Here is an 11,874-nt window from a genome sequence, read left to right as displayed (position 1 = left end):
CTAAGCGAAGAAACGACGACCGGCGTCAAGGAATTGCACCGGATGTTCAAGCAGGGCGAGTTGAAATTGCCCGCGATCAACGTCAACGACTCAGTCACCAAGAGCAAGTTCGACAACCTCTACGGTTGCCGCGAATCGCTGGTGGACGGCATCAAGCGCGCCACCGACGTGATGGTGGCCGGCAAGGTGGCCCTGGTGTGCGGCTACGGCGACGTGGGCAAGGGCTCGGCCCAGGCGCTGCGCGCGCTGTCGGCCCAGGTGTGGGTGACCGAGATCGACCCGATCAATGCGCTGCAGGCCGCCATGGAAGGCTACCGCGTGGTGACGATGGAGTACGCCGCCGACAAGGCCGACATCTTCGTCACCTGCACCGGCAACCGCGACGTCATCACCTACGCCCACATGGCGAAGATGAAGGACCAGGCGATCGTCTGCAACATCGGCCACTTCGACAACGAGATCGACGTCGCGTCGCTCGAGAAGAAGTGCAAATGGGAAGAGATCAAGCCGCAGGTCGACCACGTGATCTTCGAGGACGGCAAGCGCATCATCCTGCTGGCCAAGGGCCGGCTGGTGAACCTGGGCTGCGCCACCGGCCACCCCAGCTACGTGATGTCCTCCTCCTTCGCCAACCAGACGCTGGCGCAGATCGAGCTGTTCACGAAGAAGGAGCAGTACGAGGTGGGCAAGGTCTACGTGCTGCCCAAGCACCTGGACGAGAAGGTGGCGCGGCTGCAGCTGTCGAAGCTGGGCGCGCAGCTCACCGAGCTGACCGATGCACAGGCCGCGTACATCGGGGTGGACAAGAACGGGCCGTACAAGCCCGATACCTACCGGTATTGACCTCTTATTCCCTCCCCCAGAGGGGAGGGGACAAGACCATGCGTGCCGACCAGCTCCTCGTCGACCGCGGCCTGGCCGCCTCCCGCTCGCAGGCGCAGCGGCTCATTGCCGCCGGCGTGCGGTGGTTCGACGGCGCCCGCTGGATCGCCGTTGCCAAGAACGGCGACGAGATCCCGCCGCAGGCGCAGATCGAACTGCTCGACACGGCCGAAGCACGCTACGTCTCGCGCGGCGGGCTCAAGCTCGAAGGCGCGCTGCGCGCCAGCGGCCTCGACGTGGCGGGCTGGACCTGCCTCGACGTGGGCCAGTCCACCGGCGGCTTCACCGACTGCCTGCTGCAGCATGGCGCCGCCGCGGTGACGGGCGTCGACGTCGGCCACGGCCAGCTGCATCCGAAGCTGCGCCAGGACCCGCGCGTCGTCGCGATCGAGAAGCTCAATGCACGCGACCTGCGCGACGAGCAGATCGGCGGCCACTACGACCTGGTAACCGGCGACCTCTCGTTCATCTCGCTCACGCTGGTGTTGCCCGCGCTGGCGCCGCTGGCCAAGCCCGGCGGCCACCTGCTGATGCTGGCCAAGCCGCAGTTCGAACTGCAGCCGCAGCAGATCGGCAAGGGCGGCCTGGTGCGCGACGCCAGCCTGTACGGCGAAGTGGAGCAGCGCCTGCGCGCAGCCTGCGCGGACCTCGGCCTCGCAGTGCTCGGCTGGTACGACAGCCCGATCGCCGGTGGCGACGGCAACCGCGAATTCTTCCTCCATGCCCAGACGAGGAGCACCTGATGCTTCCGATCTCCCTCGAATTCTTTCCCCCCAAGACCCCCGAAGGCGCCGACAAGCTGCGTGCCGCGCGCAAGGAGCTCTATGCGCTGAAGCCCGAGTTCTGCTCGGTGACCTACGGTGCCGGCGGCTCCACCCACGCGGGCACCTTCACCACCGTCGGCGAGATCCTCGCCGAAGGCGTGTCGGCGGCCAGCCATTTCTCCTGCATCGGCGCCACCCGCGCCCGCGTGTGCGACCAGCTCGCGCAGCTGCGCGCGATGGGCGTGAAGCGCCTGGTGGCGCTGCGCGGCGACCTGCCCAGCGGCTACGGCATCGGCGGCGAGTTCCAGTACGCCAGCGAGCTGGTGGAATACATCCGCGCCGAGTGCGGCGGCGACTTCCGCATCGAGGTGGCCTGCTACCCCGAGGTGCACCCGCAGGCCAGGTCGCCGCAATCGGACCTGCAGGCCTTCGCCACCAAGGTGAAGGCCGGGGCCGATGCGGCCATCACCCAGTACTTCTACAACAGCGATGCCTACTTCCGCTTCGTGGAGGAGGCGCGCAAGCTGGGCGTGCAGGTCCCGATCGTGCCGGGCATCATGCCGATCACCAATTCGAGCCAGCTGCTGCGCTTCTCCGACAGCTGCGGCGCCGAGATCCCGCGCTGGGTGCGGCTGCGGCTGCAAAGCTTCGGCGACGACACGGCCTCGATCCGCGCCTTCGGCCTCGACGTGGTGGCGGACCTGTGCGAACGCCTGATCCGCGGCGGCGCGCCGGGCCTGCACTTCTACACGATGAACCAGTCGGCCGCGACGCTGGCGGTGATGCGCCAGATCAGCGCGCTGCGCTGAGGATCGCGGCGGCGCGCGTTCAGAGCAGCGAACGCGCGACCCGCAGCGCCTGCTGCACGTAGGTGCCGTCGAACAGCACGGCGTGATTGAGCAGGTGGTACAGCTGGTACAGCTGCGTGCGCTTCAGGTCCGGCCAGGCGCCGCCCGCGTGCGCGTAGGCCTCGCGGAAGCCGCGCGGCGGGCTGCCGAACAACTCCGTCATCGCCAGTTCCGCCTGCGGGTCCGAGCAGGACACGGCGGGGTCGAACACCACTGGCGTGCCGTCGGCCAGCATGCCCCAGTTGCCCTGCCAGAGATCGCCGTGGATCAGGGCAGGGCGCGGCGCGGGATCGTCGCCCAGCAACTGCGGCAGCGCGGCGATCACCGCATCGACGGCCGTGTGCAGGTCTCCCGGTGCGTGGCGCAGGCGGTCGCGCAGGGCCGCCAGGCGCGCGTCGGCATAGAAGGCGATCCAGCCTTGCAGCGTCGGCGGCTGGGTGGGCGTATTGCGCTGCGGCGTCGCGCCGATGTAGTTGTCGCGGTTCCAGCCGAAGGCCGCGGGCTCCAGCGGTGCGGGCTGCGCGTGCAGCGCCGCCAGCGCCTCGCCGAAGCGGAAGCCGAATTCGGCGTCGGGCCGCGCGAGATGCAGCCACTCCAGCGCGAGGATCGCGCCGCCGCCCGGACGTTCCAGCACGGCGTGCACGGACGGCACGCGGATCGTGCGCGTCGCCTCGAGCGCACGCAGGCCGTCCGCTTCGGCGCGCAGCATGGCCGCGCCGGTCTCGGCCGCGCTCTTGAGGAACAGGAGCTCGCGCCCCTGGCGCGCCTCCCATGTGTCGCAGAACGCGCTGGCCCCCAGTGCCTGCAGCTGCCATCGACCCCCGAGCAGTTCGCCCAGTTCGGGCAATGGTTCCTGCACCTGTTGCATGCGCGCGATTGTGGTTGCACCCGCGCATGCGGCCGGAGCGCGAATGTATCGATTCCGTGGCTTTGTGACACGCGCTGTGCGTGCGCGGACATAGCTGGTTGCCATTGGACACGCTGCATTAGCTCATCCATGGCAAGCTCGGAACGATGTCGTCTTCTTCCGTGTTCCGGCCGTGGGTGGCCGCGGCCTTGCTCGGGCTCCTCTGCGTTTCCGCCGCCGATGCGGCCTTCCACACCAGTTGCAGCGTGCAGGCCCGCGAGGCTTTGCATCGCATCAACGCGGCCCGCGCGCACGCGCAGCGTTGCGGCTGGCGCAGCATGCCGCCCGCGCCGCCGCTGCGCTGGGACGGCACGCTGGAGAGCGTGGCGGCGCACCACTCGCGCGACATGGCGACGCGCAACTACTTCGACCACCGCAGCCCGGAAGGGCGCATGGTGTTCGAGCGCGTGCGAGCCTCGGGCTACAAGTACCAGATCGTGGGCGAGAACCTGGCGGGTGGCGACCCGCACGTGGCCAGCGCGGTGCAGGGCTGGATCGACAGCCCCAGCCACTGCGCCAACCTGATGGACCCGCGCTACGTCGACGTGGCCGTCGCCTGCGTGGGCGACCGCCGCAGCCAGTGGGGCACGTACTGGACGATGGTGCTGGGCCGGCGGCGCTAGCCGGCCGATTCGACGAACTGCGCCTGGCCCTTGCCGCGCCCCAGCACTTCGAGCACCGCGGGCAGGGTCTGCTGCAGGCTGGCCTTGAGGGTGTGGGGCGGATTCACCAGGAACACGCCGCTGGCGGTGAGCCCCGGCCGCGGCGCGGTTTCGCCCGGCGTGTGCGTCGGTGCGCGCGCGGGCGACTGGCCGATGTTCAGCGTGGCGTGCAGCCAGGGCTTGCCGGCCTGGTTGGCCAGCGTCTTCAGCCGGCGCGGCAGCTCGTGCGCCTCCGGCCGCGGGATCACCGGATACCAGACCATGTAGGTGCCGGTGGCGAACTTCTTCAGGCTTTCCTGCAGCGTCGCGGCCACGCGGCCGTAATCGTTCTTCAACTCGTAGCTGGGATCGAGCAGCACCAGCCCGCGGCGCGAGGGCGGCGGCAGCAGCGCGCGCAGCGACTCGAAGCCGTCGTCGCGCTTCAGGTTCACCTGGCGGCCGGCGTGCAGCTGCTCGACGTGCGCCGCCAGCGCCTTGCTGTCGGTGGGGTGCAGCTCGAACAGCCACAGCTTGTCCTTCGGCTCCTGCCGCAGCAGGGCCTGGGTGACGAAGGGCGAGCCGGGATAGATCCGGGTGCCGCCCGAGGGATTGAAGCTGGCGATCAGCTGCAAGTAGTCGGCCAGCAGGGGCGGCGCTTCGGCGGCCAGCGGGCTGGCCACCAGCTTCAGGATCCCGTCCTGCGCCTCGCCGGAGGTGCCGGCGAATTCGCTGTCCAGGCGGTAGAGGCCCGCGCCGGCATGGGTGTCGACGACCGTGATGGCGGTGGGCTTGGCCGTGAGGTGCCTGAGCACCGCGATCAGCACCATGTGCTTGAGGACGTCGGCGTGGTTGCCGGCATGGAAGCCGTGGCGGTAGCTGAACATGGGGGGTGGATGGTAGCTGCTTTGCCCGGCCCGGCGGCCGGTTTGGCGGACCGGGGCACTTCCGCCTATAATGCCGGGTTCCGTAGCGCCTTCGGGTCCCGCGACGGAAAGAAGGAGGCGCCAGCGGCGCACCCTTCGAGCATGCCACCTAAGAGGTCCCCGCCAGAGGGACACCGACCGTGGAAAAGGATCCATTCGGGTGAACCCTCACGGGGGATCCTGCCAAACCAACCTCGAGAGTCTTTATGACCACCACTGTCAGCGCCAAGCCCGCTGACGTGAAGCACGAGTGGTTTGTGATTGACGCCACCGACAAGGTGCTCGGCCGGGTAGCCAGCGAAGCTGCCCTCCGACTGCGCGGCAAGCACAAGGCCATCTACACGCCTCACGTCGACACCGGCGACTTCATCGTCGTCATCAACGCCTCCAAGCTCCGCGTGACGGGCGCCAAGGAGACCGACAAGGTCTACTATCGCCACACGGGCTACCCCGGCGGCATCAAGGCCCAGACCTTCAAGGAAATGCAGGCCAAGCACCCCGGCCGCGCCCTGGAGAAGGCCGTCAAGGGCATGCTGCCCAAGGGCCCGCTGGGCTACGCCATGATCAAGAAGCTGAAGGTCTACGGTGGCGCCGAGCACCCGCATTCCGCGCAGCAACCGAAGCCCCTGGAGATCTGAGCATGATCGGTGAATGGAACAACGGCACCGGCCGCCGCAAGAGCAGCGTCGCGCGTGTCTTCCTGAAGAAGGGCTCCGGCAAGATCACGGTCAACGGCAAGGACATCGCCGAGTTCTTCGGCCGCCAGACGTCGATCATGATCGCCAAGCAGCCGCTGGTGCTGACCGGCAACGTCGAAGCCTTCGACATCCAGGTCAACGTCCACGGCGGCGGTGAATCCGGCCAGGCCGGCGCCGTGCGCCACGGCATCACCCGCGCCCTGATCGACTACGACAACGCGCTGAAGCCCCAGCTGTCCGCAGCCGGCTTCGTGACCCGCGATGCCCGCGAGGTCGAGCGCAAGAAGGTGGGCCTGCACTCCGCCCGCCGCCGCAAGCAGTTCAGCAAGCGCTGATCGTCTTGCGCATTCGCGTGGAAAGCCCGGCCCCTGCCGGGCTTTTTTACTTTTGTGGCGCCGGCGTTGCCGTGCCGAGACACGGCGCCGCGCCCCCGTCAGGAATCCAGGGACAAGCTGTCGTCCGACACAAAGCTGCACAAGTGGAGACTTGCTGCGCCTTTGCGCTTTCGGCAGCATCCTCATCCATATGCGTTTCAAGCTGCTCCGCCGCCGACTGACGATCAGCGCACCCCGCATGAAGGTGCGCAGCGCGATGCCCTGGCCCCTGCGTTGTGCCGGCGCCGCCATCGTGCTCGGTTTCTGCGCGGCCATCGGCCTCTGGGCCTTCGAACTGGGCAAGGACATCGCCGGTGTCGACCGCGTCGCCAAGGAAGAACTCGCCCGCCTGCGCGAGGAAGTGGCGGGCCTGCGCCTCGAGCGCGACCGCGTCCAGTCCATCGTCAATACCTCCAGCAGCGCCCTCACTGCCGAACGCGCGGCGCAGGAGCGGCTGGCCGCCCAGGTGCGCACGCTGGAGGCGCAGAACCGCGCCCTGCGCGAGGACCTGGGCTTCTTCGAGAAGCTGATCCCGGCCAGCGGCACCGAGGCGATCGCCATCCGCGGCCTGAAGGCCGAGGTGCTGGCGGGCACCCAGCTCAAGTGGCAGGTGCTGGTGATCCAGCCGGTGAAGAACGCCCCCGAATTCCGCGGCAAGCTGGAGCTGAGCTTCTCCGGCACCCTCGACGGCAAGCCCTGGCTGATGGCCTTGCCCGGCGGGCCGCAGACGCTGCAATTCCGCCAGTACCGGCGGCTGGAGGGGATGGTGGACCTGCCGCCCCAGGCCGTCGTGACCAATGTCTCGACCCGCATGGTGGAAGGCTCGGTGAGCCGGGCCGTCGAGAACCTGACCTTGTAAGTGCTACGTTCGTTGAGGAGATACCACCATGTTCGGTAAGAAGAGCCAGCCGCCCATCAAGAGCCTGATCGCCCAGGGCACCCACATCGACGGCAACCTGAAGTTCAACGAAGGCCTGCGCGTCGACGGCGAGGTGTTCGGCGACGTGAAGGCCAGCCCGGAAGAAAGCGGCAGCATGCTCGTGATCTCCGAGGCCGCCGTCGTCCAGGGCGGGATCGAGGCGGATCACGTGATCATCAACGGCACCGTGCGCGGCCCGGTCCACGCCCGCGAGCTGCTGGAGCTGCAGCCCAAGGCCAAGATCGAGGGCGACGTCTGCTACGTCGCCCTTGAGATGCATCAAGGTGCCACCATCTGCGGTTCGTTGCGTCCGCTGATGAACGGGGCCTCCGAAGAGGAAAAGCCCTTACTGAAGCTGGCGACAAAGAACGCCTGATGGACGGCCGAGCTGCGGCCGGCTTACCATCGGGGTCAATACCGTCGAAAGAGAGCCCATGAGCGCAGTCGCCGAACAAGTCACCCACGAAATGCCCGCCCCGCTGATCTTCACCGACAGCGCAGCGAACAAGGTGGCCGAGCTGATCGCGGAAGAAGGCAACCCCGAGCTGAAGCTGCGCGTCTTCGTGCAGGGCGGCGGCTGCTCGGGCTTCCAGTACGGCTTCACCTTCGACGAGATCGCCAACGACGACGACACCGTGATGGTGAAGAACGGCGTCTCGCTGCTGATCGACGCCATGAGCTACCAGTACCTGGTGGGCGCCGAGATCGACTACAAGGAAGACCTGCAGGGCGCGCAGTTCGTGATCAAGAACCCGAACGCCGCCACCACCTGCGGCTGCGGCTCCAGCTTCTCGCCGGCCGACCATTAAGCGGGATAGATTCCCCCCAGCACACGGGCGCCTCGGGCGCCCGTGGTGTTTTCCAGGTGCAGTTTTTCGCCGCGCACGCACTTCATGGCGAACCATGCGAAGGCGGCGGCTTCCACCTGCAGCGGCGGCAGGCCGGCCTCGGCGCTCGAAAGCACCTGGGCCTGCGGCAGCAGGGCGGCCAGGCGCCGCATCAGGTAGCCGTTGAGGGCGCCGCCGCCGCACACGATCAGGCGCTGCAGCGCGCCGGCATGGCGCTCGATGGCCTCCGCGCAGGTCCGGGCCGTGAGCTCGGTCAGGGTCGCCTGCACGTCCTGCGGCGCGGCGCCGGGGAAGTTCTGCAGGTGCGCCTCCAGCCAGGGCCGGTTGAACAGGTCGCGGCCGGTGCTCTTGGGCGGCGCCTGGTGGAAATAGGGCTCCGCCAGCAGCGAGGCGAGCAGGCCGGGCAGCACCTGCCCGCTGGCCGCCCAGCGGCCGTCGTCGTCGTAGGGGCTGCCGGTGTGCTGCAGGCACCAGCCGTCCATCAGGGCGTTGCCGGGGCCGCAGTCGAAGCCGTGCACGCTGCCGTCGGTGCGCAGCACGGTGATGTTGGAGATCCCGCCCAGATTGAGCACGCCCACCGTCTGGCCCGTGCGCGAGAACACCGCCTGGTGGAACACCGGCGCCAGCGGGGCGCCCTGGCCGCCGGCGGCGACGTCGCGGCTGCGGAAATCGGCGACCACGCGGATGCCGGTGAGCTCCGCGAGCAGGGCGGGCTGGGCGAGCTGGATGGTGTAGCCGGTGCCGTCGTACATCTGCGGCCGGTGGCGCACGGTCTGGCCGTGCGCGCCCACGGCCTCGATTTCCTGCGGCTTCAGCGAGGCGCGGGCGAGCAGCTTGCGCACCACGTCCGCATAGACGCGCATCAGCGCGTTGCCGGCCAGCCAGGCCCGGTGCAGTTCGTCCGGGCCCGAGGCGTTGAGCGCCATCAGCTCGGAACGCAGGGCGGCGTCGAAGCCGCAGCTCGCATGCTGCAGCACCCGCACGCCGGAGAAGGAGAAATCCGCGATCACGCCGTCGACACCGTCCATGGAGGTGCCGGACATGAGGCCGATGAAAAGGTCCGCCATGGCCCGCATCGTATCGGACGCGGGCCCCCGGCCTGACAGTTTCGTCACACCCCACCTGCGCGAGGGTGACGGCTTTGGTCAGCGCGCCGAGGCGAACATGGTGGCCGAAGCGGCCACGGCGAGCTGGGTGCGCATGACGCTGGCCACGCGCTCGAACTGCGGGCGCGACTGCGCCGTCAGCTCCATCGGGGCGACGTGGCGGCGCGCCACTTCCAGCGGATCGCGCTGGATGCCGTTTTCCTTGAACTCGAAGTGCAGGTGCGGCCCGGTCGCCCAGCCGGTGGAGCCCACCGCGCCGATGCGCTGGCCGCGCTCGACCCGCTGGCCGCGGTGCACGTCGATGCGGCTCAGGTGCGCATAGAGCGTGGCGTTGCCGTTGCCGTGGTCGATCTCGATCACGTTGCCGTAGCCGTTCTGCACGCCGGTGAACTGGACCTGCCCGTCACCCACCGTGCGCACCGGGGCGCCGCGCGGCGCGCCGTAGTCGACGCCGGTGTGGGCGCGCCAGGTGCGGTGGATCGGGTGGAAGCGCATCGAGAAATGGCTCGTGATGCGCGTGATCTCCATCGGCGAGGCGAGGAAGGTGCGCTCCAGGCTGCGGCCCTGGAAATCGAAATAGCCGCCGCGCTGGCCGGGCTGCTCGAACCACACGGCCTCCAGCTCGCGGCCGGCGTTGACGAACTGGGCGGAAACCACCCGGCCGGTGCGCATCGGCTCGCCATCGGCCTCCAGCGTCTCGTAGACCACCGCGAAGCGGTCGCCGGCGCGCAGGCGGTGGAAGTCGACGTCGGTGGAGAAGATGTCCACCAGCTGCGTCGTGACTGCGTCGGAGAGGCCGGCTTCGTCCACGGCCTGGAACAGGTTGGTGCGGATGGTGCCGCTGCCCACGCGCAGCGAGGCGACCAGCGGCGCCGTCTCCATGCGGCTGGTGAACTGGCCGGAGGGCTGGCGCTCCACGATCAGGCGGCGGAAGCTCCGGTCGTCCACCGGCCAGCGCACGCTCAGGCGCAGCAGGTTGCGGTTGTCGCTGGTTTCGGCGGTGACCTGGCGGCCCGGGGCGCCCAGCACCATCGGGCGGGCGATCGGATCCTGGCGCAGGAAGGAGGCGGCCACCGGATCGTTCACGCCCAGGCGGGCCAGCAGCGATTCGGCGGTGTCGGAGGAGCGCACCGCTTCCGCCGTATAGAGGCTGAAATGGTGGGCGTCCAGCGCCTCGGCCTGCTGCTCCAGCGGCAGGGGTTGCACGCTTTCCAGGATCTCGCGCACCGGCAGGGCGGCGGGATCCGGCCCGAGGGAAGCCACGGCGAAGGCGCCGCCGCCGGCGGACAGCAGCAGGGCGGCTACGATTGCCGTGAGCTGGCGGGGGTGGTGCTCAAGCACGTGGGCTGCACGTGCAACGAGGCGCTCCCCGGCGGTCAGCCAAGTTTGCTTCAACGTATTCGTCCCAGTTGTTGTACCGGGTTGCAGGAGTCGTCCTACGAAAGTCCCCGGTGTTTCCCTTCACCATCATGCGAAACGCGCTGATGGCGGGGAGAGATAAAACCTGCCGCAACTAGAATCGGCAGACGCAAAACGAGCCGGAGTATAGCCACCTCAGCGGCCGCGTCCTCTGTAAAACCCCTTATGAATCAAGAAGCTGTTACACAAAAATTCCCGGAATCGGAAAAGGTCCGGGAAGCCCTGGCGGTCACCTTGCGGGGGGCGGAGGAACTGATCCCGCAGGAAGACTGGATCCGCAAACTGGCCCGCGCCGAGGCCACCGGGGTGCCGCTGCGCATCAAGCTGGGGCTCGACCCCACCGCGCCGGACATCCACGTGGGCCACACCGTGGTCCTGAACAAGCTGCGCCAGCTGCAAGATCTGGGCCATACCGTGATCTTCCTGATCGGGGACTTCACGTCGATGATCGGCGACCCCTCGGGACGCAACACCACCCGGCCGCCGCTGTCGGCGGAGCAGATCAAGGTGAACGCCGAGACCTACCGGGCGCAGGCGTACAAGATCCTGGATCCGGCCAGGACCGAGCTTCGCTACAACAGCGAGTGGAGCGACCCGCTGGGGGCGCGCGGCATGATCCAGCTCGCGGCGAAGTACACGGTGGCCCGCATGATGGAGCGCAACGACTTCCACGAGCGCTTCAAGGCCGGCACGCCGATCTCGATCCACGAGTTCCTCTACCCGCTGATGCAGGGCTACGACTCGGTGGCGCTGAAAAGCGACCTGGAGCTCGGGGGCACCGACCAGAAGTTCAACCTGCTCATGGGCCGCCACCTGCAGGCCGAATACGGGCAGGAGCCGCAGTGCATCCTGACCATGCCGCTGCTCGAAGGCCTGGACGGCGTCGAGAAGATGTCCAAGAGCAAGGGCAACTACATCGGCATCACCGAGGACGCCAACACCATGTTCGCCAAGGTGATGTCGATCTCCGACACCCTGATGTGGCGCTGGTACACGCTGCTGTCCTTCCGCACCGAGGCGCAGATCGCCGCCTTGCGCCAGGAGGTGGAAGGTGGCCGCAACCCGCGCGACGCCAAGGTGATGCTGGCCAAGGAGATCACCGCGCGCTTCCACGATGCCGCCGCAGCCGATGCGGCGGAACAGGACTTCGTCAACCGCAGCAAGGGCGGTTTGCCGGACGAGATTCCGAAAGTGACGCTCTCCGGTGCGCCGCTGGGCATCGCGCAGTTGCTGAAGCAGGCCGGCCTGGCGCCCTCCACCTCGGAGGCCAACCGCCTGATCGACGGCGGCGGCGTGCGGGTGGACCAGTCGCCGGTGAGCGACAAGGGTCTGAAGCTGGGTGCCGGCACCTACGTCGTGCAGGTGGGCAAGCGCAAGTTCGCCAGGGTGACGCTCGGATAGGTGGCGTTGACATCGTGTACACGCCCTATATATTGAATGGCGTGCTGACGAATATCGACATCGACGAAACCCTGATCGCGCAGGCCATGCAGGTTTGCGGCGCCCGCACCAAGCGGGAGGTCGTCGACCGCGCCTTGCGCGAGA

General features: G+C 68.3%; 15 protein-coding genes. 11 read left to right on the top strand and 4 right to left on the bottom strand.

Features of this window, described 5'->3' with window-relative positions; all coding sequences use genetic code 11:
• The 3 genes from VFM98_RS09800 to metF form a co-directional block, all read left to right on the top strand.
• On the top strand, window positions 1–843 hold an 843-nt coding region (locus tag VFM98_RS09800), incomplete at its 5' end, for an adenosylhomocysteinase (protein ID WP_325109738.1).
• A 38-nt stretch (window positions 844–881) separates the two neighbouring features.
• Window positions 882–1,625 (top strand): TlyA family RNA methyltransferase, encoded by a 744-nt coding sequence (locus VFM98_RS09795; RefSeq protein WP_325109737.1) that lies wholly within the window; start codon window positions 882–884, stop codon window positions 1,623–1,625.
• Window positions 1,625–2,455: a methylenetetrahydrofolate reductase [NAD(P)H] gene (gene metF, locus VFM98_RS09790; RefSeq protein ID WP_414709008.1), complete on the top strand. Its 831-nt coding sequence runs from the start codon at window positions 1,625–1,627 to the stop codon at window positions 2,453–2,455. Before VFM98_RS09795 ends, metF begins: the two co-directional genes overlap by 1 nt.
• A 19-nt stretch (window positions 2,456–2,474) precedes the next feature.
• On the opposite strand, the gene VFM98_RS09785 is transcribed toward metF, so the two are convergent.
• Complete coding sequence (locus VFM98_RS09785) at window positions 2,475–3,362, bottom strand: fructosamine kinase family protein (RefSeq protein ID WP_325109736.1); 888 nt, start codon at window positions 3,360–3,362, stop codon at window positions 2,475–2,477.
• 146 nt (window positions 3,363–3,508) lie between these two features.
• Here VFM98_RS09785 and VFM98_RS09780 point away from each other — a divergent pair, with 146 nt between their 5' ends.
• Window positions 3,509–4,024 carry a CAP domain-containing protein gene (locus tag VFM98_RS09780; RefSeq protein ID WP_325109735.1) on the top strand — a complete coding sequence of 172 codons (516 nt, stop codon included), beginning with the start codon at window positions 3,509–3,511 and terminating at the stop codon, window positions 4,022–4,024.
• Here VFM98_RS09780 and VFM98_RS09775 read toward each other — a convergent pair.
• Window positions 4,021–4,926, bottom strand: a complete 906-nt coding sequence (locus VFM98_RS09775; protein WP_325109734.1) for a 23S rRNA (adenine(2030)-N(6))-methyltransferase RlmJ — start codon at window positions 4,924–4,926, stop codon at window positions 4,021–4,023. The two genes, VFM98_RS09780 and VFM98_RS09775, sit on opposite strands and share 4 nt — an antisense overlap.
• A 245-nt stretch (window positions 4,927–5,171) precedes the next feature.
• Between VFM98_RS09775 and rplM the strand changes: the two genes are divergently transcribed.
• From rplM to erpA, 5 genes are all read left to right on the top strand, one after another.
• Window positions 5,172–5,603, top strand: a complete 432-nt coding sequence (gene rplM / locus VFM98_RS09770; RefSeq protein ID WP_325109733.1) for a 50S ribosomal protein L13 — start codon at window positions 5,172–5,174, stop codon at window positions 5,601–5,603.
• Between the two features lie 2 nt (window positions 5,604–5,605).
• Complete coding sequence (gene rpsI / locus VFM98_RS09765; protein WP_325109732.1) at window positions 5,606–5,998, top strand: 30S ribosomal protein S9; 393 nt, start codon at window positions 5,606–5,608, stop codon at window positions 5,996–5,998.
• Between the two features lie 190 nt (window positions 5,999–6,188).
• Window positions 6,189–6,896, top strand: a complete 708-nt coding sequence (locus VFM98_RS09760; protein ID WP_325109731.1) for a DUF6776 family protein — start codon at window positions 6,189–6,191, stop codon at window positions 6,894–6,896.
• Window positions 6,897–6,924: 28 nt separating this feature from the next.
• Entirely contained in the window at window positions 6,925–7,332 is a 408-nt protein-coding gene (locus VFM98_RS09755) for a polymer-forming cytoskeletal protein (protein ID WP_325109730.1), read from the top strand.
• Window positions 7,333–7,390: 58 nt separating this feature from the next.
• Window positions 7,391–7,765 (top strand): iron-sulfur cluster insertion protein ErpA, encoded by a 375-nt coding sequence (gene erpA, locus VFM98_RS09750; protein ID WP_325109729.1) that lies wholly within the window; start codon window positions 7,391–7,393, stop codon window positions 7,763–7,765.
• Here erpA and VFM98_RS09745 read toward each other — a convergent pair.
• Window positions 7,762–8,871, bottom strand: a complete 1,110-nt coding sequence (locus VFM98_RS09745; RefSeq protein WP_325109728.1) for an anhydro-N-acetylmuramic acid kinase — start codon at window positions 8,869–8,871, stop codon at window positions 7,762–7,764. The genes erpA and VFM98_RS09745 overlap by 4 nt on opposite strands.
• A 78-nt stretch (window positions 8,872–8,949) precedes the next feature.
• Entirely contained in the window at window positions 8,950–10,251 is a 1,302-nt protein-coding gene (locus VFM98_RS09740) for a M23 family metallopeptidase (protein ID WP_325109727.1), read from the bottom strand.
• A gap of 243 nt (window positions 10,252–10,494) precedes the next feature.
• Here VFM98_RS09740 and tyrS point away from each other — a divergent pair, with 243 nt between their 5' ends.
• Together tyrS and VFM98_RS26175 are read left to right on the top strand one after the other, a co-directional pair.
• Window positions 10,495–11,730: a tyrosine--tRNA ligase gene (gene tyrS, locus VFM98_RS09735; protein WP_325109726.1), complete on the top strand. Its 1,236-nt coding sequence runs from the start codon at window positions 10,495–10,497 to the stop codon at window positions 11,728–11,730.
• Window positions 11,731–11,744: 14 nt separating this feature from the next.
• Window positions 11,745–11,874 (top strand): type II toxin-antitoxin system VapB family antitoxin (locus VFM98_RS26175; RefSeq protein ID WP_414709009.1); only part of this gene is annotated, 130 nt, incomplete at its 3' end.

The sequence above is a fragment of the Ramlibacter sp. genome (genome assembly GCF_035706265.1).
GTDB lineage: Bacteria > Pseudomonadota > Gammaproteobacteria > Burkholderiales > Burkholderiaceae_C > Ramlibacter.
Note: the sequence above shows the minus strand (reverse complement) of the source record. Positions and strands in the feature narration are given on the sequence as shown.

Excerpts from the sequence above, each read along its gene's own strand:
- VFM98_RS09795 (WP_325109737.1), top strand. The coding sequence starts at position 882 with ATGCGTGCCGACCAGCTCCTCGTCGACCGCGGCCTGGCCGCCTCCCGC.
- metF (WP_414709008.1), top strand. The coding sequence starts at position 1,625 with ATGCTTCCGATCTCCCTCGAATTCTTTCCCCCCAAGACCCCCGAAGGC.
- VFM98_RS09785 (WP_325109736.1), bottom strand. The coding sequence starts at position 3,362 with ATGCAACAGGTGCAGGAACCATTGCCCGAACTGGGCGAACTGCTCGGG.
- VFM98_RS09780 (WP_325109735.1), top strand. The coding sequence starts at position 3,509 with ATGTCGTCTTCTTCCGTGTTCCGGCCGTGGGTGGCCGCGGCCTTGCTC.
- VFM98_RS09775 (WP_325109734.1), bottom strand. The coding sequence starts at position 4,926 with ATGTTCAGCTACCGCCACGGCTTCCATGCCGGCAACCACGCCGACGTC.
- rplM (WP_325109733.1), top strand. The coding sequence starts at position 5,172 with ATGACCACCACTGTCAGCGCCAAGCCCGCTGACGTGAAGCACGAGTGG.
- rpsI (WP_325109732.1), top strand. The coding sequence starts at position 5,606 with ATGATCGGTGAATGGAACAACGGCACCGGCCGCCGCAAGAGCAGCGTC.
- VFM98_RS09760 (WP_325109731.1), top strand. The coding sequence starts at position 6,189 with ATGCGTTTCAAGCTGCTCCGCCGCCGACTGACGATCAGCGCACCCCGC.
- VFM98_RS09755 (WP_325109730.1), top strand. The coding sequence starts at position 6,925 with ATGTTCGGTAAGAAGAGCCAGCCGCCCATCAAGAGCCTGATCGCCCAG.
- erpA (WP_325109729.1), top strand. The coding sequence starts at position 7,391 with ATGAGCGCAGTCGCCGAACAAGTCACCCACGAAATGCCCGCCCCGCTG.
- VFM98_RS09745 (WP_325109728.1), bottom strand. The coding sequence starts at position 8,871 with ATGGCGGACCTTTTCATCGGCCTCATGTCCGGCACCTCCATGGACGGT.
- tyrS (WP_325109726.1), top strand. The coding sequence starts at position 10,495 with ATGAATCAAGAAGCTGTTACACAAAAATTCCCGGAATCGGAAAAGGTC.